The sequence below is a fragment of the Baekduia sp. genome, assembly GCF_035996765.1.
GTDB lineage: Bacteria > Actinomycetota > Thermoleophilia > Solirubrobacterales > Solirubrobacteraceae > Baekduia.
The window spans coordinates 1-25,859 of sequence record NZ_DASYJG010000046.1 but is presented as its reverse complement, the minus strand read 5'-3'; the positions used below and the strand labels follow the sequence as shown (position 1 = coordinate 25,859).

22 protein-coding genes are annotated in these 25,859 nt (G+C 71.7%); 8 read left to right on the top strand and 14 right to left on the bottom strand.

The window, feature by feature from the left end; genetic code table 11:
* Window positions 1–51 precede the first annotated feature (51 nt).
* Together VGO10_RS11370 and VGO10_RS11365 are read left to right on the top strand one after the other, a co-directional pair.
* Window positions 52–1,296 carry a DNA repair exonuclease gene (locus VGO10_RS11370; protein ID WP_327468316.1) on the top strand — a complete coding sequence of 415 codons (1,245 nt, stop codon included), beginning with the start codon at window positions 52–54 and terminating at the stop codon, window positions 1,294–1,296.
* Window positions 1,293–4,889 carry an AAA family ATPase gene (locus tag VGO10_RS11365; RefSeq protein WP_327468314.1) on the top strand — a complete coding sequence of 1,199 codons (3,597 nt, stop codon included), beginning with the start codon at window positions 1,293–1,295 and terminating at the stop codon, window positions 4,887–4,889. The genes VGO10_RS11370 and VGO10_RS11365 overlap by 4 nt, the downstream gene beginning before the upstream one ends.
* Before the next feature lie 2 nt (window positions 4,890–4,891).
* Here the strand turns inward: VGO10_RS11365 and VGO10_RS11360 are convergent, their stop codons facing one another.
* Complete coding sequence (locus VGO10_RS11360; protein ID WP_327468311.1) at window positions 4,892–5,797, bottom strand: oxidoreductase; 906 nt, start codon at window positions 5,795–5,797, stop codon at window positions 4,892–4,894.
* 82 nt (window positions 5,798–5,879) lie between these two features.
* Here VGO10_RS11360 and VGO10_RS11355 point away from each other — a divergent pair, with 82 nt between their 5' ends.
* The 3 genes from VGO10_RS11355 (at window position 5,880) to VGO10_RS11345 (ending at window position 8,322) form a co-directional block, all read left to right on the top strand.
* Window positions 5,880–6,479 (top strand): TetR/AcrR family transcriptional regulator, encoded by a 600-nt coding sequence (locus tag VGO10_RS11355; RefSeq protein ID WP_327468309.1) that lies wholly within the window; start codon window positions 5,880–5,882, stop codon window positions 6,477–6,479.
* Window positions 6,480–6,595: 116 nt separating this feature from the next.
* Window positions 6,596–7,528 carry an ABC transporter ATP-binding protein gene (locus VGO10_RS11350; RefSeq protein WP_327468307.1) on the top strand — a complete coding sequence of 311 codons (933 nt, stop codon included), beginning with the start codon at window positions 6,596–6,598 and terminating at the stop codon, window positions 7,526–7,528.
* A complete protein-coding gene (locus tag VGO10_RS11345; RefSeq protein ID WP_327468305.1) occupies window positions 7,525–8,322 on the top strand; it encodes a hypothetical protein in 798 nt (265 codons plus the stop codon). The genes VGO10_RS11350 and VGO10_RS11345 overlap by 4 nt, the downstream gene beginning before the upstream one ends.
* A gap of 23 nt (window positions 8,323–8,345) precedes the next feature.
* On the opposite strand, the gene VGO10_RS11340 is transcribed toward VGO10_RS11345, so the two are convergent.
* The 5 genes from VGO10_RS11340 to rpmB are packed head-to-tail and all read right to left on the bottom strand — an operon-like array spanning window position 8,346 to window position 13,511.
* Window positions 8,346–8,816: an ATPase gene (locus VGO10_RS11340; protein ID WP_327468303.1), complete on the bottom strand. Its 471-nt coding sequence runs from the start codon at window positions 8,814–8,816 to the stop codon at window positions 8,346–8,348.
* A gap of 16 nt (window positions 8,817–8,832) precedes the next feature.
* Window positions 8,833–9,330 carry a pantetheine-phosphate adenylyltransferase gene (coaD, locus tag VGO10_RS11335; protein WP_327468301.1) on the bottom strand — a complete coding sequence of 166 codons (498 nt, stop codon included), beginning with the start codon at window positions 9,328–9,330 and terminating at the stop codon, window positions 8,833–8,835.
* Between the two features lie 43 nt (window positions 9,331–9,373).
* Window positions 9,374–11,524 carry an ATP-dependent DNA helicase RecG gene (locus VGO10_RS11330; protein ID WP_327468299.1) on the bottom strand — a complete coding sequence of 717 codons (2,151 nt, stop codon included), beginning with the start codon at window positions 11,522–11,524 and terminating at the stop codon, window positions 9,374–9,376.
* 15 nt (window positions 11,525–11,539) lie between these two features.
* Complete coding sequence (locus VGO10_RS11325) at window positions 11,540–13,264, bottom strand: DAK2 domain-containing protein (RefSeq protein ID WP_327468297.1); 1,725 nt, start codon at window positions 13,262–13,264, stop codon at window positions 11,540–11,542.
* A 55-nt stretch (window positions 13,265–13,319) separates the two neighbouring features.
* A complete protein-coding gene (gene rpmB / locus VGO10_RS11320; RefSeq protein WP_327468295.1) occupies window positions 13,320–13,511 on the bottom strand; it encodes a 50S ribosomal protein L28 in 192 nt (63 codons plus the stop codon).
* Window positions 13,512–13,593: 82 nt separating this feature from the next.
* Here rpmB and VGO10_RS11315 point away from each other — a divergent pair, with 82 nt between their 5' ends.
* The 3 genes from VGO10_RS11315 to VGO10_RS11305 all read left to right on the top strand — a co-directional run bounded on the left by VGO10_RS11315 (window position 13,594) and on the right by VGO10_RS11305 (window position 17,008).
* Window positions 13,594–15,171 carry a serine/threonine-protein kinase gene (locus VGO10_RS11315; RefSeq protein WP_327468293.1) on the top strand — a complete coding sequence of 526 codons (1,578 nt, stop codon included), beginning with the start codon at window positions 13,594–13,596 and terminating at the stop codon, window positions 15,169–15,171.
* 445 nt (window positions 15,172–15,616) lie between these two features.
* The gene (locus VGO10_RS11310) at window positions 15,617–16,423 is read left to right on the top strand and encodes an N-acyl homoserine lactonase family protein (protein ID WP_327468291.1); all 807 of its coding nucleotides are present in this window, start codon (window positions 15,617–15,619) and stop codon (window positions 16,421–16,423) included.
* Between the two features lie 3 nt (window positions 16,424–16,426).
* Window positions 16,427–17,008 carry a helix-turn-helix domain-containing protein gene (locus VGO10_RS11305; protein ID WP_327468289.1) on the top strand — a complete coding sequence of 194 codons (582 nt, stop codon included), beginning with the start codon at window positions 16,427–16,429 and terminating at the stop codon, window positions 17,006–17,008.
* Here VGO10_RS11305 and VGO10_RS11300 read toward each other — a convergent pair.
* Genes VGO10_RS11300 through VGO10_RS11265 form a run of 8 tightly spaced genes read right to left on the bottom strand, consistent with a single transcriptional unit; the run spans window position 17,005 to window position 25,640 of the window.
* Window positions 17,005–17,346, bottom strand: a complete 342-nt coding sequence (locus VGO10_RS11300) for a hypothetical protein (RefSeq protein ID WP_327468287.1) — start codon at window positions 17,344–17,346, stop codon at window positions 17,005–17,007. The genes VGO10_RS11305 and VGO10_RS11300 overlap by 4 nt on opposite strands.
* A gap of 43 nt (window positions 17,347–17,389) precedes the next feature.
* A complete protein-coding gene (gene ribH / locus VGO10_RS11295; RefSeq protein ID WP_327468285.1) occupies window positions 17,390–17,836 on the bottom strand; it encodes a 6,7-dimethyl-8-ribityllumazine synthase in 447 nt (148 codons plus the stop codon).
* Complete coding sequence (locus VGO10_RS11290; protein WP_327468283.1) at window positions 17,833–19,143, bottom strand: bifunctional 3,4-dihydroxy-2-butanone-4-phosphate synthase/GTP cyclohydrolase II; 1,311 nt, start codon at window positions 19,141–19,143, stop codon at window positions 17,833–17,835. Before VGO10_RS11290 ends, ribH begins: the two co-directional genes overlap by 4 nt.
* Entirely contained in the window at window positions 19,140–19,733 is a 594-nt protein-coding gene (locus tag VGO10_RS11285) for a riboflavin synthase (RefSeq protein ID WP_327468281.1), read from the bottom strand. Before VGO10_RS11285 ends, VGO10_RS11290 begins: the two co-directional genes overlap by 4 nt.
* Window positions 19,734–20,870: a bifunctional diaminohydroxyphosphoribosylaminopyrimidine deaminase/5-amino-6-(5-phosphoribosylamino)uracil reductase RibD gene (ribD, locus tag VGO10_RS11280; protein WP_327468279.1), complete on the bottom strand. Its 1,137-nt coding sequence runs from the start codon at window positions 20,868–20,870 to the stop codon at window positions 19,734–19,736.
* A gap of 34 nt (window positions 20,871–20,904) precedes the next feature.
* On the bottom strand, window positions 20,905–22,707 hold the full coding sequence (locus tag VGO10_RS11275) for an ArnT family glycosyltransferase (RefSeq protein ID WP_327468277.1): 1,803 nt from the start codon (window positions 22,705–22,707) through the stop codon (window positions 20,905–20,907).
* Window positions 22,694–24,175, bottom strand: a complete 1,482-nt coding sequence (locus tag VGO10_RS11270) for a hypothetical protein (RefSeq protein WP_327468274.1) — start codon at window positions 24,173–24,175, stop codon at window positions 22,694–22,696. The genes VGO10_RS11275 and VGO10_RS11270 overlap by 14 nt, the downstream gene beginning before the upstream one ends.
* 7 nt (window positions 24,176–24,182) lie before the next feature.
* Window positions 24,183–25,640, bottom strand: a complete 1,458-nt coding sequence (locus tag VGO10_RS11265; protein WP_327468272.1) for a hypothetical protein — start codon at window positions 25,638–25,640, stop codon at window positions 24,183–24,185.
* Between the last annotated feature and the right edge of the window lie 219 nt (window positions 25,641–25,859).

Genomic DNA, 25,859 nt, shown 5'->3' with positions numbered 1-25,859 from the left:
GGACGGGCGGAGTCGTCTGTCCGTCGCCACCCGCACACTGAGCGATCGCCCATGAAGCTGGTCCATGCCGCAGACATCCACCTCGACAGCCCGATGCACGGGCTAGCCGCGTATGACACCGCGCCGGTGAGCGAGCTGCGGCTGGCGACGCGGGCGGCGCTGCGCAACCTCGTGGAGCTGTGCCTGGACGAGCAGGCCGACGCGCTGCTGATCGGCGGCGACCTCTACGACGGCGACTGGCACGACTACGCGACCGGTGCCCAATTCGTGCGCGAGGCGCAGCGGCTGGCCGAGGCGGGCATTCCGATCGTGCTCGTCACCGGCAACCACGACGCGGCGAGCCGAATCACCAAGGCGCTGCGGTTGCCCGACAACGTGCACGTCCTGCCGGTCGACGCACCGGGGACCAAGATCTTCGAGGAGCTCGGGCTGGCCGTCCACGGCCAAGGCTACGCGACGGCAGCGGTCACCGAGGATCTCTCGGCAGCCTATCCGCGCGCGCTGTCGGGAATGGTGAACGTCGGGCTGCTGCACACCAGCGCCGACGGTCGCTTTGATCACGCGCCCTACGCGCCGTGCCGCGTCGATCGGCTGGCCGCGCACGGCTACGACTTCTGGGGCCTCGGGCACGTGCACGAGCGCGTGCTGCTGCACGAGGATCCGCCGATCCTCTTCCCCGGCTGCCTGCAGGGGCGCAACGTGCGCGAGACCGGGCCCAAGGGCGCGACGGTCGTGACGTTCGGCGCCGACGGCCGGCCGGTGCTGGAAGAGCACGTGCTGGACGTCGTGCGCTGGGCGGTCTGTTCGGTAGATGCGAGCGAGCTGGCCGATGCGGATGCGGTCGTCGCGGCGGCCGGAGATGCGCTGGCCGAGGCCGTCGAGGCCGCCGACGGACGCCTGCTGGCCGCGCGCGTCCGAGTGACGGGCGCCTCGCCGGCGCACAGCGCCCTGGTGCGCGATGCGCGGCGCTTCGAATGGGATGTGCGCAGCGCCGCCGGCGAGGTAGCGGGCGAGCGGGCGTGGGTCGAGAAGGTCGTGGTGCGCACGACACCGGAGCGCGCCGGCTCCGAGCTGGAGTCCGACGACGTCTTCGCCGAGCTGTCGCGCGCGGTACGGGACGCGGCCGGCGACGCTGACGCGGTGGCCACGCTGGCCCAGGAGCTCGCACCGCTGGCGGCCAAGCTGCCGGTCGACCTGGGCTGGGATCCGCTGGCGCCCGAGACGGTGCGTTCGCTGCTGGCCGACGTCGAGCGCGAGCTGCCGGCGCTCTTGCTGGACGGCGGTGGTGGCCCGTGATCCGGATCGCGCGGCTTGATCTCGAGCGCTGGGGGCACTTCGACGGACGCCGTCTGACCTTCGGGCAGGCAGGGCGGCTGCACGTGATCTTCGGCGCTAACGAGGCCGGGAAGTCAACGACGCGGCGCGCGGTCAGCGCGCTGCTGTTCGGCGTGCCGGAGCGGACGACCGACACGTTCGGGCGCCCAGGCGCGGATCTGCGCGTCGGCGCGCTGCTGGAGCTCGACGGCACGCCGGTCGAGGTCGTCCGGCGCAAGGGCCGCAAGAACACGTTGTTGGATGCCGACGGCGAGGCGCTCGATCCGGCGCCGCTGGATCGCGCGCTGGGCGGGCTGAGCGGCGAGGTCCACGCCGGGCTCTTCGAGATCACCCACGACTCGCTGGTGCAGGGTGGCCACGAGCTGCTGGCGGGCCGCGGCGCGGTCGGCGAGTCGCTCTTTGCCGCCGCCGCGGGGACGAGCCGGCTGCATGCGCTGCTACGGCGCCTGGAGGGCGACGCGGACGCGGTCTTCACTCCCTTGGGCCGCAAGAAGGACCTCAACATGCTGCTGGCCCAGCATGCCGAGGCGGTGCGCACGCTGCGCGACGCTGCCCTGCGACCGCCGCAGCATGAGGCCCTGGCCCGAGCGCTGGAGGGGCTGGAGGCGGCTTACGCGCGGGCGGGTGGCGAGCTGGATGAGGTCGAGCGTGAGCGCGCGCGTCTGGAGCGGCTGCGTGGCGCGCTGCCGCTGGCGGCGCTGCGTGCGACGCGGGCGCTCGAGCTGGAGGAGCTGGGTGAGGTGGCAGCGCTGGCCGCTGACGCCCCGACACGACGGAGCGCCGCGCAGGAGCGGCGTGACGCGGCCCGCGCGCGCGGTGCGGCGGCCGAGCGCGATGTCGAGCGGCGCCGGGCACGGTTCGCCGCGCTGGCGGTCGACGAGGGCCTGTTGCCGTTCGTGACCGAGTTGGAGGACGTGCACGCGCAGGGCACGGCCGTCGCGCAGGACGCCGCCCGGCGCGAGGACCTGGCCGCGCAGCGCACGGCGCTGGCGCCGCGGTTAGAGCAATTGTTGGTGTCCTTGGCGCCGGCGCTCGGAGGCCGCTCGCTGCGCGAGCTGGCGCTGGACGAGGATGCCCGCGCGCGGCTGGAGGAATGCCTGCAGGCGCGGACGGGCGTCGAGCAGGCGGTGAGCAGCGCGCGCGAGGGGCTGGCCGAGGCGGTGCGGGTGGCCGAGCGGGCGCAGCGCGCTGCAGACGAGGCGCCGGCGGAGATCGACGACGACGCGCTGGCCGCGGCGCTGCGGGCGGCGCGCGGGGCCGGGCCAGTGGATGAAGACGCGGCGCGGGCGCGCGCTGAGGAGCGCAGCGCGCTCGCGGCCGCTGAGCGGACGGCGGCGCAGATGCGGCCAGCGCTCGATGCGGCGATGCTCGCCGCACTGCCCGTGCCCGACCAGGCGACGGTCGAGCGATTGCTTGTTGCTGTTCTTGAGGCCGAGCAGGTCGCGGCGGGCTTGGTGCTCGAGGCCGAGGGCATCGAGGACCGCACGCGGTTGCTGGAGCGCCAACGCGATCAGCTCGCGGCCGAGGCACCCGTGCTCGACGCCAGTGCCCTGGAGCATGCGCGGGAGGAGCGGGCGCAGGCCTGGGAGGCCGTGCGCGAGGCGCTGGGGTCGGGCGTCGTTTTTGAGGATGCCGCAGCGCTGGTCGCCGAGCACGAGCGCGCGGTCGCAGCCGCCGACGAGGTCGCCGATGTTCGCTTGCAGCGAGCCGAGGATGTCGCGCGGCTGGCTGACGTCGAGCGCGAGCTGACGGTTCTCGCCCACGATGTCGAGGAGCTGGGCCATCGGCGCGAGCGGCATGCCGCGGTCGTCGAGCGCGCCTGTGCGGCGTGGTCATCGGCTTGGGAGCCGGCCGGCGAGCACGCGCCCGCACCGTCCCAGGCAGGCGCATGGCTGTCGGCCCGCGACACCGTCCTCAGCCAACTCGCCGACGCCGCGAGCGCCACCGAGCGGGCGGAGGCGGCGGAGGCGCTCCGCGCACAGCATCGCGACGCTCTGCTCGCGACGCTCGACATCGCGGCCGACGCCGCTCTCCCCCTCTCCGCGCTCATCGAGCTGGCCGACGGCCGCCTCGACGCGCTGCGCGGCGAGGGCGAGCTTGCGGGTCGTGCCGCGGAGGCCGTCGCGCGGACGGTCGCCGAGCGCGAGGACGCCGAGGTCGGGCTGGCGCGCGCCGAGGCCGCGCTGGCGCGGTGGCAGGACGAGTGGAGCGCGTTGCGCGCGGGCTGCGGCCTTGCCGAGACGCTGGAGCCCGCGGATGCGCTCGGCGCGCTGCGTTCCATCGAGCAGGCCGCGCGCGATCAGGAGCGGCTCGCCACGCTCAGCGCCGACATCGACGCCGTCGACGCTCGCCGCCACGCCTTCGAGACCGCGGTCGCAGAGTTCATCACGGCCACTGGCGCCACCGACCTCGCCGAGCAGCCCGCCACCTCAGCGGCTGCGGTCCTGCACCGTCGCGCCACCGAGGCACGCGCCGCCGCGGCCGAGCGCGAGGCGCTGGCTGCCGAGCTGGCCATCCTCGACGCCGAGCAGGCCGAGGCCATCGCGATCGTCGCCGAGACCGAGCAGGAGCTCTCCGCGCTCCGCGCCGCCGCCGCCGCAAGCGACGACGCCGAGCTCCTGCTCCGTGAGGAGGCCAGCGCCCGCGCCGCCGAGCTGCGCGCCGAGATCACCGCACTCGACGGCGACCTCGCCCGCGCGGGCGGCGCCCCGGCCGCCGAGGTCGCCGCGGCCGTAGCCGATCTCGATGCCGACGCCCTGCCGGCGCGTGTCGAGGAGCTCGAGGATCTCGCCGTCCTGTGCCGCAGCGAGCGCGACGAGGCCGGCGAGGCACTGACCCGCGCCCGCGATGAGCTTGCGCGCCTGGAGCGCTCCGAGGAAGCGGCGCAGGCCGCGCAGGCCAAGGCGAGCCTGGAGGCCCAGATCCAGGAGCTTGCCGAGCGCTACGCCCGCGCCCGACTGGCCCAGCGCGTGCTGCGCGACGCCATCGCCCGCTACCGCTCCGCGCACGAGGGCCCGCTGCTGGCGCGCGCCAACGCGCTGTTCCCCGCGCTGACCTGCGAACGCTTCGCGCGCCTGGAGACCGATGTCGACGAGCGCGACGAGGACGTCCTGATCGCCGTCACCGCCGACGGCGCACGCCGCCGCGTGCAGGAGCTCAGCGACGGCACCCGCGAGCAGCTCTTCCTCGCGTTGCGCCTGGCCGCCATCGAGCGCCACGTCGCCACGGCCGAGGCCGTGCCGGTCCTCTTCGACGACGTCCTGCTGGAGTCCGACGACGAGCGCGCCCAGCGCATCCTCTCCGCGCTCGCCGAGCTGGCGACCAAGACCCAGGTGCTGGTCCTCACCCACCACCGCCACCTGGTGGAGATCGCACGCGCGACGCTGCCCAAGCGCCGGCTGGACGTCATCGAGCTGAGCGAGGCGACGGCGACCGACGTTGACGTCGAAGTCGACGCCGTGCCACCCGTCCCCACGCTCGCCGACGAGCTGGAAGCCGCGCTCGTCGGCGCCGGCCCTCCGGACGACTTCGGCGAGCAGCAGACCCTGTTGTAGGTCTACGCCGCGACAGGCATGGTGCCCGCCCCAACGCCCGTGAGCTCCTCGCTCAACGTCCACAGCCGGCGAGCATCGTCAGCGTTCTTCGCCGCCTTCGTGCGGCCGACGAGCTTCGGATGGCCGCGCTGCTCGAGGAACTTGTCCGGACCGACGAAGGAGTTGCCTGGGATGTCCTGGGTCGCGGCATACAGCGTCGGCAGCGCACCCATCTCCTCGCTCTGGGCCAGCAGGCGATTGCCGATCGTGTTGAACAACAAGTGGTTGATGCGGCTGCCGGTGTGGCTCTGCAGGTGCGTGCTCGCGTAGCCCGGATGCGCGGCAACCGCACGGACGGAGCTGCCCGCCTCGTCCAACCGCCGCTGCAGCTCGCTCGTGAACAGCAGGTTGGCCAGCTTGGTCTGGCCGTAGACGCGCCAGCGGTCGTAGCGGCGCTGCTCCCAGTTGAGGTCGTCGAGGTGCAGCTTGCCGATCCGGTGCGCGCCCGAGGAGACGCTGACGACGCGGTCGGTGATGTGCCCCAACAACAGGTTGGTCAACGCGAAGTGCCCGAGGTGGTTGGTGCCGATCTGCGCTTCGAAGCCATCGACCGTCTTGGACTGCGGCACGGCCATGATCCCGGCGTTGTTGATGAGGATGTCGAGGTCCCCGCTCCAGCCGTCGGCGAACGCGCGTACCGAGGCCAGCGATGCGAGATCCAGCTCCCGCACCTCCCAGTCACCGGTAAACGCCGCGGCCACGCGCTCACCCTTGGCGGTGTCGCGCACGGCAAGGACGACGTGGGCGCCGGCCCGCGCCAGCTCGCGGGCGGTGACGGCGCCGAGGCCGCTCGACGCGCCCGTCACGACGATGGTGCGGCCGGACAGATCGGGGAGGTCGGCGGCGGTCCAGGAGGAGGAAGCAGGCATGGGGCGCAATGTAGTCGCTGCCGACAAAGGTGTCAATGACAACAATGCTGGCAGCGTCTACTCCTGTCGGTACGCTGTGACCGTGACAATCGCCGCGCGGCCCTACCACCACGGCAACCTCCGCGAAGCGCTCCTGCTGGCCGGCGAGCAGGCGCTGGAGGCCGGCGGCGCCCAGAACCTGTCGCTGCGCGAGCTGGCGCGCGAGGTCGGCGTCAGCCATGCCGCCCCACGCCGCCACTTCTCCGACAAGCAGGCGCTGCTGGATGCGCTGGCTTTCAGCGGATGGGAGCGCCTCGGCGCGGCGTTGACCGCGGCCATCGCCGCCGCCGGCGAGGGCTTCGACGCGCAGATGCTCGGCCTCGCTCGCGCCTACGTCGCTTTCGCCACCGGCCATCCCGCGCTCATCGCGCTGATGTTCGCCACCAAGCATGCCGAGGACGTCTCGCCCGAGCTGACCGCGGCCGGCGAGCGCGCCCTGGCCCCGGCGCTGACCACGGTGGCCGATGGCCAGGCCGCCGGCGCAGTCGTCGCAGGCGACCCAGAGCGCGTCGCCATCGTCGCCTTCGCCGCCCTCCAGGGCCTCGTCGCGCTGACCAACAACGGCATGCTCGATGGCACGCCGCTCACCGAGACGCTCGACGAGGTCGTCGAGCGGCTGGTGCTCGGACTGCGGCCTCGCTGACCGACGAGAGCGTCGGCACCGCGGCGCCGCTGTCCCAGGCTGCGCCCGCGCTGAAACGCGGACATCCCGACCGCTCAGCGCCGCATCACCGCGGCGAACCGACCATGCTCTGCACCATGATCGAGTCCCACGGCCTCACGAAGCGCCTCGGCGGTCGCACCGTCGTCTCCGACGTGACCTTCGCTTGCGCCCCCGGAACCGTCACCGGCTTCCTCGGCCCCAACGGCGCGGGCAAGACCACCACGATGCGCATGTTGTGCGGGTTGTCGGACCCCGACGCCGGCCACGCCGAGATCCTCGGCGGGCCCTACCGCGCCCTGCCCAACCCGGGTCGCCGCGTCGGCATCCTGCTTGACGCCAGCGCCCAGCACGGCGGCCGCCGCGGCCAGGAGACGCTCACGCTGTCGGCGCTGACGATGGGCGCCGACCCCAAGCGCGTGCCCGCGCTGCTGGAACGCGTCGGCCTGGAAAAGCGCGCCGCACGCCAGCGTGTGAAGGCCTACTCGCTCGGCATGCGCCAGCGTCTCGGCATCGCCAACGCGCTGATCGGCGACCCGGAGGTCCTGATCCTCGACGAGCCCGCCAACGGCCTGGACCCCGAGGGCATGCGCTGGATGCGCGGCCTGCTGCGCGACTTCGCCGACCGCGGGGGCACCGTCCTGCTCTCCTCGCATCTGCTGCATGAGGTCGAGGCGGTCGCCGACCAGCTGCTGATCATCGGCGCCGGGAAGATCGTGGCGGCCGGCACCCGCGACGAGCTGCTAGCCGGCGCCGGCACGCTCGTGCGCGCCGCTGATGACAGCGCTGCGCTGGCGACAGCGATGGCGACGGCCGGCCTTGCCGCCCGCGCCCATCCCGATGGCGGCTTCATCGTCGAGGCCGAGCCCGAGGAGGTCGGTCGCGCCGCGCAGGTCGGCGGCGTCGCGCTCTCGCGCCTCGGCCCGTCCGAGAGCGCCGGCCTCGAGCAGCTCTTCTTCGACCTCACCAGCGGCGCGCCCGACGCGCCAAACGCGTCTGCGCCCGCCGATCTGCAGGAGACCGCCCGATGAGCACCGCCACCGCCCGCTTCGACGACCCGCTCGCACCGCGTGCCGCTGACTCCGCGCGCAACCACCGCCCCAGCCTCGTCACGCTCACGCGCGTCGAGCTGCGCAAGATGTATGACACGCGGGCCGGCTTCTGGCTGCTGCTCAGCGGCCTGCTGCTGGCGGCGCTGACGGCCGGCCTCACGGCTCTGACCGGCCACGACGCCGATCACACGCTGAGCAACATCCTCAACAACACGACACAGGCCATCAACGTGCTGGTGCCGATCGTGGGCATCCTGCTGGTCACCTCGGAGTGGTCACAGCGCACCGCGCAGGTGACATTCACGCTCGTGCCCCAGCGCGGCCGCGTTCTGGCGGCCAAGATCTGCGCGAGCATCGTCCTGGCGCTGATGACCTTCGCGCTGGCGCTGGCGCTGTCGGCCCTGGGGGCCGCGATCAACCCGTCCGCCGGCGACGGCACCTGGTCGCTGAGCGCCGGCGTGCTCGCGCAGACCGCGCTCTTCACGGTGATCTCGATGCTGATCGGCGTCGGCCTCGGCGCGGCGATCCTGCTCTCGGCGCCGGCGATCGTGGCGTCCTTCGTCCTCCCGATCGGCTTCGGCGCGGCGACCCACCTGATCGGCGGCCTCAAGGGCGCGGCCAACTGGCTCGATCAGGGCGAGACGCTGCCCGACCTCACCGACCACATCTACAGCGCGCACGCCTGGGCGCGCGTCGACACGACGCTCCTGCTCTGGCTCGCGCTCCCGATGGCGATCGGTGCGTGGCGCTTCCTGCGCGGAGAGATCCGCTAGGGAGACGAACCCACCCGCCCCGCTTACGCCGCTTCGACGGAGTCTTCCTCTTCCTTGCCCTGCAGCCGCTCACGGCCGCGGCGCACAGCTGCGATGAACTTCGAGAGGTTGACCTCAAGCGTGTTGAGGATCTCGTCGGCGTAGTCCTCGGCGCCGAGACGAATCTCGCGCTCGCGGGCCCGCGCATCTTCCACGATCTCTTCGGCGGCGCGCTCTGCTTCGCGCGTCACCTCCTGATCGGAGACGAGCTCCTCCTGCTTGCGCACGGCGTCCTTGACGATCCGCTCCGCCTCGCGCTTGGCTTCGGCGAGCATCTCTTGGCGTTCCTTGACGATCCACCGCGCCTGCTTGATCTCCTCAGGGATGGTCGCGCGCATCTGATCCAAGATGTCGTAAATCTTATCGCGATCCACCCGCACCTCGTCGGTGAGAGGGAGCCTTTTGGCGTTGTGGACAAGGTCGTCGAGCTTGTCAATGAGGACCAGGACGTCCATGGCTAAGCGTCTTTCGTCATCGGGTGAGCTCTTCCTTCAGTCGGCGGGCGACACGCTCCGGGACGAGGCTGTCGATGTCGCCGCCGAACGTGGCGAGCTCCTTGACTCCACTGGAGCTAAGGAAACTGTACTGCGGGCTGGCCATCAGGTAGAGCGTGTCGACGTTCGGGGCCTGCATGCGGTTGAGCTGACCCATCTCCAGCTCGTACTCGAAATCCGAGATGGCGCGCAGGCCCTTGACGATCGTGCGGGCCCCGATGGCCTGGGCAAAATCCACGACGAGGACGCTGAAGGGCTCCGCGCGGACATTCGGCAGGTTGGCCGTCGCCTCCTCGATGAACGACAGGCGCTCCTCGATCGAGAAGATCGGCTGGTTCTTGCGCACCGAGACGTTGACGACCGCGACGACGACCTCGTCGAACTGCTCGGCCGTCCTGCCGATGATGTCGAGGTGGCCGTTGGTGATCGGGTCATAGCTGCCCGGACAGACAGCGATGCGCTTCTCGGCGGTCATGCGTTCTGGGGTGTGGAGGAGATCAACGGGGGCGGGATCGTACTCATGCGGCGACTGGGGCCGCCTCCGCGCGCTCCAACTCGGCCCGCAACAGCTCGTGTTCCGGGGCCTGAAGCTCCGGATCCCGTTCCAGCAGCGCCTCGGCCGTCGCGAAGGCCGATTCCAGGACCAGGGCGTCGTCGGGCAAGCGCGCGAAGCGAAAGCGGGCCAGGCCGGACTGCCGCGTGCCGGTCAGCTCGCCCTCGCCGCGCAGCTCCAGGTCGATCTCGGCCAGCCGGAAGCCGTCCTCGTTCATCGCCAGGGCCTTCAGGCGCCCGGACTCGCGCGGCCCGAAGAGCAGACAGAGCGACGCGTGCTCGCCGCGCCCAACGCGCCCGCGCAGCTGGTGCAGTTGGGAGATGCCGTAGCGGTCGGCATCCTCGACGAGCATGATCGTGGCGTTGGGAACGTCGATGCCGACCTCGATGACCGTCGTGGCGACGAGGACGTGCGCGTCGCCGCCGGCGAAGCGCTCCATCGCCGCCTGCTTCTCGGCCGGGCGCATCTGACCGTGAAGCAGGACGACCTCGAAGTCGGCCAGCTCTCCGGTCTTCAGCCGCTCGTACTCCGCGGTGGCGGCGCGGGCGTTCAGGGCTTCTGACTCGCTGACCAGCGGGCAGACGACGAACGCCTGGCGGCCGGCACGCAGCTCCTCGCGGATGCGCTCGTAGGCGCGGTGGCGCTCGGCCTCGGTCGAGCAGACGTGGGTGGCGATCGGCTGGCGCCCGCGCGGGAGCTCGCGCAGCGCGGTGACGTCGAGCGCGCCGAAGTTGGCGAGCCTGAGCGTGCGCGGGATCGGCGTGGCGGTCATGTGCAGGAGATGCGGCACGAGACCCTCGGGAGCCTTGGCGTCCAGCGCCGCGCGCTGACGGACGCCGAAGCGGTGCTGCTCGTCGACAACCGCGACGGTGAGGTTCTGGAAGATCACGGGATCCTCGATCAGCGCGTGCGTGCCGACGATCAGCTGCAGCTCGCCGGAGGCCAGGCGGGCGAGGATCTCGCGGCGCCGAGCGGCGGTCGTCGAGCCGGTCAGCAGCGCCGCGGTGAGAAGCGATCCCGGCATCAGCGCCTGGATCGTCGCGAAGTGCTGGTCGGCCAGCGTCTCGGTCGGCGCCATCAGCGCGGCCTGGCCGCCGTTCTCGACGGCGCGCAGCATCGCGTGCAGCGCGACGACGGTCTTGCCGGAGCCGACCTCGCCCATCAGCAGCCGCTGCATCGGGCGGGCGCGCGCGAGGTCGGCGTCGACGTCGGCCATCGCGATGTCCTGGTCGCCGGTCGGGGTGAACGGCAGCGACGTGGAGCGCCACTCCTTCGTGATCGTGGGCGCGTCGGTGAGCGGCGCGGCGTGGACGTCAGCACGGCGCTCGCGGCGCAGGCGCAGCTGGACGATCTGGTCGACCAGGAGCTCGTCGAAGGCCAGCCGCCGGCGGCCACCCTCATGGTCGCCGAAGTGCGCGGCGGCAAGTGCGGTAGGTCGATCGGGAAGTTGTAGCTCTTGGCGCAGCGCGGTGGGCAGCGGGTCGGTGACGTCGAAGATCGCGCCGCGGTGCTGCTGGACGAGCGCCAGAAGCTGGGTCGAGCTGATGCCCTTGGTCGCCGGATACTGCCCTGCCACCCCGGCCTCGTCGCCGATCGCCACGACCGCGTCGGTCTTGGCATGGGCGTTGACGCGAAAGCGTCCGTTGCCCTGGTATTTGCCGGCCAGCATCAGCCGCGTGCCCACCGGATACTGCGCCGAAAGCCACGGCTGGTTGAAGAACGTGGCCTTCATGATCCCGGTGCCGTCGGTCACCGTCGCCTCGACCAGCGGCTTCATGCCGCGCCGGCGCACCGGGCGCGAGGTGATGGACTTGACCTCGACGATCACCGTGGCGGTCTCGTCGAGCGCGAGCTCGCCGATCGTCCGCGCCTCGCCGGTCGCGCGCGGCAGGTGCGCGAGGACGTCGCCGACGGTCTCCAGGCCCATCGACTCCGCGGCGGCCGCGGCGGTCGGCGGCTTGATGTTCAACGGCTCCTGCAGGCGTGAGGGTCGCGGGGTGCGGGCGGGCGCGCTCCACAGCTCCTCGGCGCTCAGCTCGCGTGGCTCAGCAAAGGCGATCGGCGGGGTCAGGCCTGGCCCGAAGGCGGGCGCGTCGCTGTCGGCTGGAGGCGGCACGGCGGCGGTCCCGGGCTACTCGGCCGCGAGGAGCCACCACCAGGACGGCTGGCCGCCGTCCTCGAGCTCGAGCTCCACCCCAGCTGGCGCGAGCGCGGCGACCGCGGCATCGTCGAGCGGTGCGCCTTCTCCCTCGATGCAGGTCACGAGCTCGGCGTCGGCCGACAACTGGCCGAGCACGGCCTCCAAGGTGGAGCGCGGCTCACCCCACGCGACAAGTTCCTCGCCGACGTAGCCGACGGCGTCGCCGACGGCGAAGCGGCCGTCGGGATCCTGGCGCGCGGCGGGCGCGACGCCGCCGGTGCGCACGGCATCCAGCGCCGCCTGCATCGCGTCGGCGTTCTCGGCGGCGCCGCGCTCGGCGTTGAGCGCGAAGGCGGCCGACAGACCGGCTTGCTGGGAGCGCGACGGCACGACCCGGACGACCTTCTCCGACAGCTCGGCGGCGCGCTCGGCGGCCATGAAGACGTTGGCGCTGTTGGGCAGCACGACGACCTCCTCGGCGGGCACGTCATGGATGCCGGCGAGGATCTCCATCGTGGAGGGGTTGAGCGTCGGACCGCCGTCGAGGACGCGCGCGCCGAGGCTCTCGAAGAGCGCGACGAGGCCGGCGCCGGTGGCAACGGCCAGGGCACCGCAGGCGTGCTGGTGCTCGGCGTGGGTGACCGCGAGGGCGCCGCCGTTGCCGGTGACCGCGCCGTTCCCGTTCCCGTTCGCGTGGCCGTTGGACCCGCCCGCGCTGAGGCGCGCCTCGCGCTCGACGACCTGGGCGTGCATGTCGGCGACATCCAGGCGCGAGACCTCGCCGGCGCCGGCGAAGACGAGCGTCGCCTGTTCGGGGTCGTCGGTGTGGACGTGGACCTTCAGCGTCGCGTGGTCGCCGACGACGAGCACCGAGTCGCCGATCTCCTCCAACTTGGGCACGTAGCGCGACGCTTCCAGGCCCTGACCAGTGACCGCGAAGTTGGTGCAGTACTGGTAGGTCTCGCTCGCGTGCTCGGGATGGGTGATCCGTGCGGGCGCGTAGTGGTCAAGCTCGGGTGCGTCGGTGCCCTTCAGCGCAGCGACGATGCCGGCGAAGATGATGATGACGCCGTAGCCGCCAGCGTCGACGACGCCCGCCTCGCGCAGTGCGGGCAGCAGCTCGGGGCCGCGCTGGACCGAGGCCTCGCCGGCGACGATCGCCCGCTCCAGCGCCGCGGCGATCAGTAGGTTCTGCTGCTCGGGAGCGGCGGCGGCCGCAAGACGGCGCTGGTCCTCGGGCAGGTGCGCGAGGTCGTGGGCGATCGAGGTCGCCATGTCGCGCATCACCGTGAGCATCGTGCCCTCGGCCGGCTCGCGGACCGAGGCGTAGGCTCGCTGCGCGGCAGTCGCGAAGGCGGCGCCGAGCAGGACCGGATCGACCAGCTCGCCGGGGCGCGAGACCAGCTCCTCGGCGGCGCCGCGGATCAGCTGGGAGAGGATGACGCCGCTGTTGCCGCGCGCGCCAAGCAGGGCGGCGCGGGCGACGGTCTCGACGATCTCGTCACGGCCGATCTCGTCGATCGAGCGGTCGTGCAGCTCGGCCAGGCGGTCGAGCTCGGCGAGGACCGCCTTGAGCGTGAGCGCCATGTTGTCGCCCGTGTCGCCATCGGCGACCGGAAACACATTGAGATCGTTGATCTCTTGGCGGCGGGACTCGAGGTGCGCGAGCGCGCCTTGGACCGCCACGCGGAAGCGGACGAGACTCGGATCGGACACGGTGCGACCGTAGCGCGTCGGGCGGCTGGCAGCGCCGCGAAGACGCGCTGCGCAGCTAGGCGGCCTTGGTGACCTTGCCGGCCTTGAGGCAGCGCGTGCAGACGTACACACGACGCGGAGCAGCACCCACGAAGATCCGGACCTTCTGGAGGTTCGGATCGAAGCGGCGCTTGGTAGCGCGCATGGAGTGGCTGCGGCTCTGTCCGAAAGCGGGACCGCGCCCGCAGCTGTGGCAAACCTTCGACATTCGGCCGGGGAGTGTAGCGGGCCCGTGGCGGCAGGGCGGCGCGCCTGTGTGAGGCCAGCTGGCCTAGGGTAATCGGCTCTGGATGCGCGCCCTTTCGCAGCAGGTTGACCTGCCTCCGCGCTACCGCGTCGTGCGCCACATCGCCAACGGCGGCATGGCGACGGTCTGGGCTGCGGAGGACTCGGTGCTGGGGCGGCTGGTAGCGGTCAAGGTGCTCGCGGCCGGCTATGCGGCCGACCCATCGGCACGGCGACGGTTCACCCGCGAGGCGCGGGCAGTAGCGCGCGTCTCGGACCATCTGCACGTCGTGACGATCTTCGACACGGGGGAACACGACGGCCAGGCCTTCATCGTCATGGAGCACTTCGCGGGCGGGTCGGTCGCGGATCGGCTGAAGGGCGACGGCGGGCGGGCCTCGGTCTCGGTCCCGCAGGCGCTGCGCTGGCTGCGCGAGACCGCCTCGGCGCTGGACGCCGCGCACGCCGCCGACATCGTCCATCGCGACGTCAAGCCCGGCAACCTGCTGCTGGACGAGCACGGCCGGCTGGCAGTCGGTGACTTCGGCATCGCTTCGCTGGCGGGCGAGACGGCGATGACCGCGGCTGGGCAGATCCTGGGGACCGCTGCGTACCTGTCGCCCGAGCAGGCAGGCGGACGGCCCGCGACGCCGGCGTCGGATCGCTACGCGCTCGCGGTCGTCGCGTTCGAGCTGCTCTGCGGCCGGCGGCCGTTTGACGGCGACACGCCGATGGCGCAAGCGCGAGCGCGGGTGGAGCAGGAGCCGGCAACGCCGACGGGTCCGTGTGCGGCAGCCGGCGACACATTGGCCTGGGGCCTCGCCCGCGAGCCCGGCGACCGTCCACGGACGGCGACGGCGTTCGTCGCGGCGTTGGAGGACGCGCTGGGCGATGCAGCGCAGCCGACGCGCGTGACGACCGTCATGCCGCGGCGCGCGGCAGGACGGGAGTGGACGGAGCGACCGCGGTTCGCGCGGGACGGTGCTGCTGCGACGTCCAGCGAGGCGCGCGGACCGGTCCGTCGCGAGCCGCCGCCGGATCCGGTGGCGCGACAGCGCAACCCGCACCGCAGGGCGTTCCTGCTGGCCGGGCTGACGGTGGCGTGTGTCGTCCTCGGCGCGGGCGCGGCGTTGATCGGCGACAACGGCAACAACGGCGGCCGAGACGCCACGGCGCCGCGAGCGGTGAGCTCGAAGCCGCAGGGGTCGGGCAAGGAGCAGCGGGCTGCTGCGGCGAGCGGTGCGGCTGCACCGTCGGAGACGACCACGGCGCCGGCCGCTGGGGCCGGTGCGTCATCGAGCGCGCCATCTGGGACGGCAACGACGCAGGCGCCGGCAACCGCCCCAGACGACGGCCGCTCCGCCGCGGCCATCAACAACGCCGGCTACGCGATGCTGCCGGGCGACCCTCAGGGCGCGCTGCCGCTACTCGCGCGCGCCATCGAGAAGTTCCGCGCCGAGGGCGACACCAGCAGCACCGACTACGCCTACGCGCTCTACAACTACGGCTGGGCGCTGCGGCTTGCGGGCCGTCCTGCCGAGGCGGTTCCGTTGTTGGAAGAGCGCCTGAAGATCTCCAACTACAAGCGCGGGATCGTGCGCAAGGAGCTGGAGACGGCGCAGAAGGCGGCGGCGGGCGGCTGATTGTCGCGGCGCGGGCGTTTGTGGCGCCCAGTGCGCGGCGTCCGCGTGCTTTGCCGCGTGGTTCGCTGGCATCGAGGGAGTGAAGGCGGTTGCGCGGCGGAGCGCTGGTCCGTCGTCCGCCGGCGTCGGGGATGCGGGTGCTTTCGACGTCAATGGGACGTCGAAAACGACCAGGACCCTTGGGCCCCGAGGTCGGATCTCGCGCGCTGAGTGTCCGGGGCGTTTCGTGGTCAATAATTCACCACGAGTCGACCCGGATCCCCGCGAGCGTCGGCGGATGACGAGGGACGCGACGAATCGCCGCTTCGCTTCACTCCCTCGGTGCCGACAGACCACGCCGCAAAACGCGACCAACGCCGCGCACTGGACGCCACCAACGCTTGACAACGCCCGCACCTCCCAGGCAAAGTAAGCGAACATTCACTTTGCAAGAAGCGAGAGCCGCATGCCCGACGTCCTGCCCATCCATCCCCTCACCACCGGCCAGGTCCGCATCCACACCAAGATGCACCGCGGCGAGGGCACCGGCCTGCGACGCCGCGCAAAGATCCTGCGCAAAGGTCCCATGGGTGAGCTCCTCCCCATCCACGCCTGGCTGATCGAGCATCCCGAAGGCCTGTTCCTCATCGACGCCGGCGAGACCCACGAGGCCCGCAGCGGGACCTTCGCCGAGTTCCACGTCACCCGCGCCGACGAGCTCGACCATCAGCTCAAGGCCACCAACTTCGCGCCCGACGACATCAAGACCGTCGTCCTCACCCACATCCACGGCGATCACATCGACGGCCTGCCGCACGTCCCGAACGCCACCGTCCTGGCCAACGCGCGCGAGATCGCGATCGCCAACGCGCCCATGGGCCGCCTCCAGCGCACCGTCACCCGCCAGCCGCTGCCGCCGGGATTCGCACCCCGGCCCTTCACCCTCGACGGTCCGGCGCTCGGCGCGTTCACCGCCAGCAAGGCCCTCACCACCGACGGCCGCATCGTCGCAGTCTCCACACCCGGCCACACCCTCGGCCACATCGCCATCCTCGTCGTCCAGCCCGACCACCACGTCCTGCTCGGCGGCGATACCGCCTACGACCAAGCACAGCTCCAAGAGCTTCGTGTCGACGGCGTCAGCCCCAAGGACGACGTCGCGATCGCCACCATGAAGACGATCCTCGCGCACGCCAAAACCAACCCCACCGTCTACCTCCCCAGCCACGACCCGCAGTCGGTCCGACGGCTGCGGGAGACCGACACGCTGTAGACGGTGGCGCGCCCCAGCCGCGAGGCCGAGATCCTCGACGCCGCCCTGGCCTGCTTTGCCGAGCGCGGCTACGACGCCACGCGCGTCCGCCACATCGCACAGCGCGCCGGCGTCAGCGAGGCCGCGCTCTACCGCCACCATCCTTCCAAGGAGGCGGTCGGCCTCGCGCTCTTCGCCACCCACATGCGCCGCTACGCGACGGTGCTCAAGACCGTCGCCGACGACCACAACCGCACCGTCGAGGCGCGCATCAAGGGCCTAGCCGAGGCGGCGCTCCAGGCCCGACGCACCGACCCCACCGCGCACCGCTTCGTCCTTGGCCACCAACAACAGTTTCTCTCCGCCCTGCCCGCCGACTTCCCCTACCCCATCAGGATCGTCGATCGCCTCATCCAGGAAGGGCAGGCCGACGGGACCGTCAAGCCCGGCCCCGTCCGCGTGCTGAGCGCCCTGGTCGTCGGCTGCATGAACCAGCCGGCGATCGTCGCCCAGCACGCAGCCAGGGGCACGATCGACCTCGACGACCCCGGCACCGTCGACCTCATCGCCGACGGTGCCTGGGCCGCGATCGCGGTTGCGCCTTAGACCCCCGCCGGCTCGTGCACCGGCGTGCGCTCCGGCGCGTGTGCGGGACGCCGCGCCGGCCGTGGATGCGCGTCGGCGATGCGACCGGGCTCGCGGAGGCGGATGGGTGAAGGCGCGGCGTCGGCCAGCGGCGGTGCCAGCATGCCGCCACCCGGACCACCGTCAGGACCACGCGGGGGCTCGAAGCCCGGCCCGCCGCCTCCGCCATCGTCGTCGCGCGGCCACAGCGTGGCGCGCCAGTCGATCTGCTCGTCGCCGATGATCGCCCAGATGAGCACGATCGCCCCGAGAAAGTGGACGACGAGCGTCAGCGCGATCGCGATGACTTCCAGGCTCACAATTCCAGATTAGCGGCGGTCGCAACCGCCGTGGCGCCGAGGGTCAGCCAGCACGCAGGGCGGCGGGGTCAGCCAATTGCGCCTTGATGTTCAGCAGCGCCAGGACCGCCTCGGCCGCGTGGCGGCCCGAGTCGCGCTTGTCGCCGCCCGAACGCGCCAGCGCCTGATCCAGGTTGTTGACCGTCAGCACGCCGAACGAGCACGGCACGCCCGTCGACAGCTGCACGTCCTGGATGCCGCGCGCCGACTCGCCACAGACGTAGTCGTAGTGCGTCGTCTCGCCACGAATCACCGCGCCGAGGCAGACGACCGCGGCGTAGCGGCCCGACTCGGCGGCGTACTTGGCGGCCAGCGGCAGCTCGTAGGCGCCCGGGACCGCGAACTCGTCGATGTCGGTCACGCCGGCCTCGGCCAACGTGGAACGCGCGCCGGCCGTGAGCCTGTCAGCGAGCTCCTCGTAGAACCGGGCGACGATGATGGCGACCTTCACGAGGACGCCTCCGCGTCGCGCTTGATGTCGTGGATGTGCTCGTCGTGGAGCATCTCCTCGTCGAGCGCCAGGCCCTGGTGGTGCAGCGTGTGCCCCATCCGCTCGGCCTTGGTCCGCAGGTAGGCCTCGTTGTGCTTGTTGGGCGCGTGGGCGATCGGCACCTGATCGCTCACCCGCAGGCCGTAGCCCTCCAACCCGCGGATCTTCTTGGGGTTGTTGGTGAGGATCCGGATCGACGACAGGCCGAGGTCGGCCAGGATCTGGGCGCCGATGCCGTAGTCGCGCAGGTCGGCCGGGAGGCCGAGCTTGAGGTTGGCGTCGACGGTGTCATAGCCCTCCTCCTGCAGCTTGTAGGCCTTGAGCTTGTTCAGCAGGCCGATGCCGCGGCCCTCTTGGGCGAGGTAGAGCAGCACGCCCTCGCCCTCGGCCTCGATCATCGATAGCGCCGACTCCAGCTGCTCGCCGCAGTCGCAGCGCAGCGAGTGGAAGACGTCGCCGGTCAGGCACTCGGAGTGCACGCGTACCAGCACGTCCTCCTTGCCCGCCACCTCGCCCTTGACCAGCGCGACGTGGTGCTTCTCGTCGACCAGCGAGCGGTAGCCGACGACCGTGAAGTCGCCGAAGCCGGTCGGCATCGTGGTCGAGACGACCCGCTCGACGAGCTTGTCGTGGCGGCGCCGGTAGGCGATCAGATCGGCGATCGTGATCATCTTGAAGCCGTGCTTGTGGCAGTAAGCCGCGAGATCGCCGACGCGGGCCATCGAGCCGTCCTCGTTCTGGACCTCGCAGATGACGCCGGCCGGCGTGCAGCCGGCCAGGCGCGCGAGGTCGACCGAGGCCTCGGTGTGGCCCGTGCGCTCCAGGACGCCGCCGCTGCGGGCCTTCAACGGATGCACGTGGCCGGGGACCACGATGTCGTTCTTGCCCTTGCCCGGCTCGACGGCGGTGCGGATCGTCGTCGCCTGGTCGGCGGTCGAGATGCCCGTCGTCACGCCTTCGCGCGCCTCGATCGTCACGGTGAACGGCGTCTCGTGCGCGGACTCGTTCTTCAAGGACATCAACTCGAGGCCGAGCTCCTCGCAGCGCTCGGGCGTCAAGGTCAGGCAGATCCAGCCGCCCGCCTGGCGCGTCATGAAGTTGATGTCGTCGGCGGTCGTGAACTCCGCCGCCATGACGACGTCGCCCTCGTTTTCGCGATCCTCGTCGTCGACGACCACGATCATCTTGCCGGCGGCGATGTCCTCCAGCGCCTCCTCGATCGTGGCGAACTTGACGTCGTCGCGGGTGGCCTGCGGTTCGGCCTTCATGCGCGTGCTCCGCCCACGAGCTTTTCCACGTACTTAGCCACCACGTCGACCTCCAGGTTGATGGTGCGCCCCACCGTGGTGGCGCCCAGGTTGGTCCGCTCCAGCGTCTCCGGGATCAAGGACACGTCGAACGACGTCTCGTCGACCCGCGACACCGTCAGGCTCACGCCGTCGACGGCGATCGAGCCCTTCTCCACCACGTAGCGCAGCAGCTCCCCATCGGCGTCGATCGTGACGATCCGCGAGAAGCCCTCGTCGCGCAGCGCGGCGACCGTGCCGACGCCGTCGACATGGCCCTGCATGATGTGGCCGCCCAGGCGTGCGTCGGCGCGCAGGGCGAGCTCCAGGTTGACCTTCGAGCCGGCGTCGATCTCGCCCAGCGAGGACCGGCGCAAGGACTCCAACATGACGTCGAAGCCGAAGCGCGTGCCGTCGATCCCGGTCGCGGTCAGGCAGACGCCGTTGACCGCGACGCTGTCGCCCTCGCCGATCTGCGGCGCCAGGCGCGACTCCACCGTCAGCACCGCCCCACCGTCATTGCGGTCGACCGCCACGACCGTCCCAAGATCCTCAACAAGTCCGGTGAACATTCACCACTCCCGCAGCCGTGCGCTGATCAAGACATCGTCGGCGACGCGCTCGCAGTCGAGCGTGAGCGCCCGCAGCGCCTCGGAGATCTTCTCCACACCCTCACCTTCCAGCGGGTCGCGGGCCTTGCTGCCGCCGAGCAGCAGCGGCGCCAGGAAGAGGCGGACCTCGTCGATCTCGCCCGCGTCGAGGAAGGCGCCAGCCAAGTGCGGGCCACCCTCGAGGAGCACCGCGTGGATGCCCGCCTCACCGAGTTGGTCCAGGGCCGAGCGCACGCGCGCCGGCTCGTGCTCGCCGGTGGCGACGATGACGTCGGCGCCCGCGTTCTGCAGCGCGTCGGCCGCGCTGCGCGGCGCGGCGCGCGAGACGACGACGGTCAGCGGGATCTCGGGGGCCTGCTGGACGAGCTGGGAGTCCAGCGGCAGCCGGCCGGTCGCATCGAAGACGACGCGCCGCGGCTGGCGCAACGGCGGGGCGGTCGGGTCAGGATCCTCGATCCGCGCGGTCAGCTGCGGGTCGTCGGCCAGCGCCGTGCCGATGCCGACCACGACCGCGTCGACCGAGGCGCGCCAGCGGTGCGCGAGCGCGCGGCTGGACTCCGAGGAGATCCACTTGGAGTCGCCGGTGCGGGTGGCGACCTTGCCGTCGAGCGTCATCGCGGACTTGAAGAGCACCCACGGGCGGCCGCTGCGGGCGTGCTTGCGGAACGCCTGGTTGGAGAGCCGCGCGCGGGCGGCGAGCTCGCCACCGGCGACGTCGACGGTCAGGCCCTCGTCGCGGAGGATGCCGAGGCCGCGGCCGGAGGCCTTCTCGGTCGGGTCGTCGGTGGCCACGAGGACGCGGGTGATGCCGGCGGCGACGATCGCCTCGGTGCACGGGCCGGTCTTGCCCTGGTGACAGCACGGCTCCAGCGAGACGTAGATCGTCGCGCCCGTGAGGTCGGCGCCATTGCAGTTGGCAATCGCGTTGACCTCGGCGTGCGGACCGCCGTACTCGGCGTGCCAGCCCTCCCCGAGGACCGTGCCGTCCTTGACGACCACGGCGCCCACGACGGGGTTCGGATGGACGCGGCCACGACCTCGCGTCGCGATCTCGATCGCGCGGGACAGATGCTCGTGGTCGTTCTCGGTCCGCTGCACCGCCCTGGAGGATAGGGCGCGAGCCCCGCCAGCCTCAGCTCGCGCAGGAGCCACCGCGGAGGTGGTAGATCCACATCAGCGGACCCGGCCGGTGGTAGGCCAGCGGGTAGAAGTCAAACGACCAGTCGAAGTTGAAGGCGACCGGGTCGGCACCGGAGCGATAGGGCGAGGCGACGTAAGCCGTGTCGGCGCGGCGCTCGAGCTCGTGGTAGTAGGCCAGCGCGCGCGGGACGGCCTCGGGCTCGACCTCGGCGCGACCGCGCTGCGTGGAGCCGACGACGACCCAGCAGTAGCCCTGCTCCTCGTAGCGGTCGACCAGGCCCGGGTACAGGGTGCGCTCGTAGTCCTCGATGTTGACGATCCGCCCGGGGCCCGAGATCTCGGAGCCGTCGTTGGCGATGTTCGAGCGGCTGGTCGGGAACTTGACCCAGCGGTTGCCGTTGCTGGTCAGCGGCGACGGGTGGCCGATGTCCTGCGCCCAGCCGTCGGGAACGACGGGCTCGACGACGATCTTGGTCTTGGGCGGCACGTGGGCGACCAGCCACGCGCGAGCCATGTTGCGCGTATCGGGTCGCGAGAGCACCTGACCGCTGTGCAGCGAGGCGATCAGCCCCTGACCGCAGAGCGCCGCGGTGGCGAGCACCAGCAGCGTCGGAACGAGCGCGGGCCGGCGGCGCCCCACGACCCCGATCGCGCGCAGCACCGCGTAGGCCGACAGCAGGCAGATCATCGGGAAGACCGGCATCAGCCAGCGACCGAAGAAGCGCTCCTGGGTCCCCATGAAGAGCAGGAACAGCAGCGGCGCCGGGACCAGGACGGCGGCGATCCGCCAGTTGTCGCGGGCGACGATGACCACGCCGGCCGCGGCCGCGACGGCCGGGACCCAGCCCAGCCCCCAGGTCAAGGTCCAGAGGTAGTAGGCCAGCCCGTTGTCCTCGGTCAGGCCGAGCTTGCCCAGCGCGTCGTCGGCAACCGAGGTCTGGTGCTGCAGGCCGTCGCGAAAGCCGGTGAAGTCCAGCAACGCATAGGGGTCGAAGACGACGAAGGCGACCAGCGCGAAGAACGCCGTGATCGCAAGGCCGGCGATGACCGTCGACGGTCGCAGCCGCCGGCGACCGACGAACCAGCCACCGGCTGCCGCGAGGATCGGCAGCAGCGCGATCCCGCCGGTGTACTTGGTGGCACACGCCAGCCCGAGGCCCACGCCGGCGACCAGGAAGTCGACCAGCCGCCCCTGGCGCACGATGCCGGCCGTGCCGTAGAGCGCGAGGCAGATCGGCGCGAGCGTCGGGACGTCGTTGAGCGCCAGGTGCGAGTAGAAGACCGGCAGGAAGCCGACGCCGAGCAGGCCGGCGGCCAGGAAGCCGACGCGGCGATCGGCAAAGAGCTTGGTCCCGGCGAGGTAGAGCAGCCAGACGGCGATCGTCCCGCAGGCGGCCGCGACGATCCGCGCGACGAAGAAGACGTCGGTCGGGTCGGCGGCATAGGAGTTCGACACGCCCTCGCGACCGCCGAACCAGACCGCGAAGACGACGTGCAGCAGGTACGTGTAGGCGGGCGGGTTGACGAAGTAGTGCGGGTTCAACCCATGGCCGAAGAGGCCGATGGCCTTCGGCACGAAGTGCGCGTTCTCATCCGCGTTGTAGGCGTAAGGCAACCCCTGCTTGGCACCCCAGACGCGCAGCGCGAAGCTGACGACCAACAGCAGGAGGACCGCCGGCGCCCAGCGCAGGCGCTCGCGCCGCTGCGTGCGCCGCACCGCCGCACGGGCTGCGTCTTCGGTCACCGGCGCGTCGTCATGAGGCAGCGCGGTCACGGCCTCCTCAACAACGGACATACGCGGCGTAGTAGTCGGTGAACGCAAGGCGGCGGAAGTCCGGCAGCGGGATGTTGTCGAACGGGTCGTCGGTGTCGGCGACCAGCGCCTGGCGCAGCAGCGCGCCGCGGTCCACCACGAACAGCGAGACGCCGCGCTTCACGCGCTGGGCCTGGGCGTCATCGGCGCGCGCGACGACCTGGCTCGCCGAGGCGCCCAGGATCCAGCGCGTGTCGGGCACGAGCTTGTGGTTGGGCGTCGAGACCGGCCCGCAGCGACGCGCGGCGCGCACGGCGGGCTGGTCGAGCAGCTCCACGAGCGAGCGGTGCGAGTTGCCGCGCAGCCGCAGCTCGCCGTCGAAGTTGTGGAAGCTGACCCGCGTCGCGGTGAACGCGATGCCGTAGATCACGATCGCGGCCGCCGCGATGGCCCAGAGCTTGCGGATCAGCAGGCCCTCGCGCAGCATCGTCCAGCCCGCCAGCGCCACGGCGGCGAAGACCATCACCATCAGCGTCGGGACCAGCAGGTAGCGGTCGATGACCGACAGGCCCGCGACGCCGACCAGGACGAACGTGCCGGTGCCGATCAGCCACAGGGCTGCGGGCATGAGCGCCCGCCGCGGCGCCAGCCAGACCGCTGCGATGAAGCCCGCGATGCCCGCGTAGAGCACCGGCGCCTTGGCCAGGTTGAGGAAGAACTTCCTCGTCGCGGTCGGGACCTCGGAGAGGCCCTTGGTGCGCCCCAGCTCCTCGGCCAGGCCGGTGGTGTGCTGGAGGGAGAAGAACGGATGGCCGGTGACGATGAAGTCGGTGGCCACCCAGACGACGGGACCGACCGCGGCGTACGCCGCGTAGCGGGCCCAGCGGATGAGGCGCTCGCGCGGGTTGTGATGCGCTTGCAGCTCCCCGGAGCACATCCACAGGAAGTACAGCCCGATGAGGATCCACGCCTCCGGGCGCAGCAGGCCGGCACACGCGAGCAGCACCCAGACGATCCCACCGCGGCGCGGGCGCGCCAGCTCGAAGGCCGCCGCCCAGATGACGAAGGCCAGGTACGGGATGTCGATGTAGGCGCGCGCGGCCAGAAACGGGAAGTCGAAGCGCGTGCACAGGATGCCGGCGGCGGCGAGGCCGACCAGCGGCGTGAAGGCCAGCCGGCCCAGCCGGTAGATCCCGGCGCAGAGCACGACGAACGACGCCTCGGTGAAGAAGACCATGACGCGGTCGCCGTGGCGACCCAGCAGCGACAGAGCGGCACCGAAGACCACCGCCAGCGGATGCTCGGTCGGCGAGCGGTACTCGTCGAAGCTCGGCAGGTGGCCGTGCAGGACCTCCCGGCCCCAGAGCAGCGAGTAGTAGCTGTCGTAGTTGGGATAGGTCGGGTAGACGAGGAAGCCGACGAAGGTGGCGATGGCGAGCACGAGCAGCGCCAGCGCGGGCCAGGGCAGGCCGGCCGCGCGCCGGAGCAGGGGCGCGCGCGCGCTGCGCACCGCGGGCTCAGCAGCTGGCATATGCGAGGAAATGGGCACTGCGGTCGATGAGGCGGAGTCCTGGGCCGGGCACCTGGATCCGTGCATCGTCGCGGGAGCCGGGGACGAACGGCCCGTAGGTCGAGTTGGTGAACATCATCGGGCCGGTCACGAAGACCTGGACGCCATGCTCGCGCTGGCCGAAGTCCGGGAGGTCGGAGCGGGCCAGGACCTCATCCGCATCGGCATGCAGGACCCAGCGCGTGTCGGGGATCAGCTTGTGGTTGGGGACGGTGACCGGCCCGCAGCGGTTGGCCAGCGTGAAGGCCGGCGTCTTGACGAGGCGCGCCAGCTCCTGGCGCAACTCGCGGCGGGTGGTCAGCTCGCGGTCGATGTACCCAGGATGAAGATGCGTGGCCGTGAACGCGGCGCCACCCAGGGCGACCACCACCGCCGCGGCGATCCAGGCACGGCGGGCGCGATGGCCTTCCGGCAGCACCGTGAAGCCGGCGATCGCGAAGCCGGCGAAGACCAGCAGGCCGAGCGCGGTGACCGCGAGGTAGCGGTCGATGACCGAGAGGCCGGCGGCGGCGATCAGGCCGAAGGTGAGCAGGCCCGAGGCGGTGATCGCCAGCACGACGGCCGCGCGGCGGCGGGCGAAGGCGAGCGCGAGGAGAACGCCGAGGACCGCCCCGAGCAGGACCGGCCACTTCAGCGTGCCGGTCAGGGAGTGGATCGCGAAGCCGGGAGCCTCGGAGGCCGGCTTGGTCCGCTGGAGGTCGTTGGCCAGCGACGACGTGTGCCTGAGGGAGAAGAGCGCGTCGCCGGTTACCAGCAGGTCGGTCAGCGCCCACAACAGGGGCGCGATCGCGGCGATCAGCGTGGTCCTGACGCTCGGTTTGCACCAGAGCCAGTAGGCGCCGAGCAGGATCCACGCCTCGGGGCGCAAGAGGCCGGCGAGCGTGAGGAGGAGCCAGACGACGCCGCCGCGCCGTGGCTTCCCGGTCTCCAGCGCCGCGGCCCAGGCGACCATCGCCAGGTACGGGATGTCGATGTAGCCGCGCGCGGCCAGGAAGGCGTAATCCAGGCGACTAAGAACAAGCAGCGCTGCGATCGCGCCGACCCACGGCGTGAACGCCGCACGGCCCAGGCGGTAGACGCCCGCGACCAGGAGGCAGAAGGCGAGGACCGTGAACCCCAGCCAGACTCGCGGCGCCGCATTGCCCAGCGGCGACAGCACCGCGGCGAACGCGACGGCCAGCGGATGCTCGGTCGGCGCGCGGTAGGCGTCGAAGGACGGCAGCGCGCCGTCCAGCAGCTCCCGCCCCCAGATCAGCGAGTAGGCCGAGTCGTAGTTGGGATAGGTCGGGTACACCAGGTACCCGATGGCTGCTCCGAGACAAAGCAGCGCGAAGCCGGCGCGCGCGTACACGCGTTCCGGCACGGCGCGCAGCCGCCCGAGCAGGCCGAGCTTGCGACGCGGCAAGGGGCGTATTACCCCAGCCATAGTGCTGTGGGTGCCGTGCCGGCGCGCGGCGAGGTGAGCGTCGCGCTCTCCATACGGGGTCGAGGTTCCAGTGGCCCGGGTTAGGAGGTGTTGCGTGCGACGACGAACGTCCCGAACCTCTGAGATACTGGGCCCGCGAGTGTACGGCACGCATCCCTCCCTTCGCGCGCCGTCCCCACCCCACTTCTCATGAAGCTC

Coding starts and splice junctions, on each gene's coding strand:
- VGO10_RS11360 (WP_327468311.1), bottom strand. CDS start 5,797: ATGCCTGCTTCCTCCTCCTGGACCGCCGCCGACCTCCCCGATCTGTCC.
- VGO10_RS11285 (WP_327468281.1), bottom strand. CDS start 19,733: ATGTTCACCGGACTTGTTGAGGATCTTGGGACGGTCGTGGCGGTCGAC.
- VGO10_RS11315 (WP_327468293.1), top strand. CDS start 13,594: ATGCGCGCCCTTTCGCAGCAGGTTGACCTGCCTCCGCGCTACCGCGTC.
- VGO10_RS11275 (WP_327468277.1), bottom strand. CDS start 22,707: ATGTCCGTTGTTGAGGAGGCCGTGACCGCGCTGCCTCATGACGACGCG.
- rpmB (WP_327468295.1), bottom strand. CDS start 13,511: ATGTCGAAGGTTTGCCACAGCTGCGGGCGCGGTCCCGCTTTCGGACAG.
- VGO10_RS11350 (WP_327468307.1), top strand. CDS start 6,596: ATGATCGAGTCCCACGGCCTCACGAAGCGCCTCGGCGGTCGCACCGTC.
- coaD (WP_327468301.1), bottom strand. CDS start 9,330: ATGACCGCCGAGAAGCGCATCGCTGTCTGTCCGGGCAGCTATGACCCG.
- VGO10_RS11340 (WP_327468303.1), bottom strand. CDS start 8,816: ATGGACGTCCTGGTCCTCATTGACAAGCTCGACGACCTTGTCCACAAC.
- VGO10_RS11310 (WP_327468291.1), top strand. CDS start 15,617: ATGCCCGACGTCCTGCCCATCCATCCCCTCACCACCGGCCAGGTCCGC.
- VGO10_RS11290 (WP_327468283.1), bottom strand. CDS start 19,143: ATGAAGGCCGAACCGCAGGCCACCCGCGACGACGTCAAGTTCGCCACG.
- VGO10_RS11370 (WP_327468316.1), top strand. CDS start 52: ATGAAGCTGGTCCATGCCGCAGACATCCACCTCGACAGCCCGATGCAC.
- VGO10_RS11345 (WP_327468305.1), top strand. CDS start 7,525: ATGAGCACCGCCACCGCCCGCTTCGACGACCCGCTCGCACCGCGTGCC.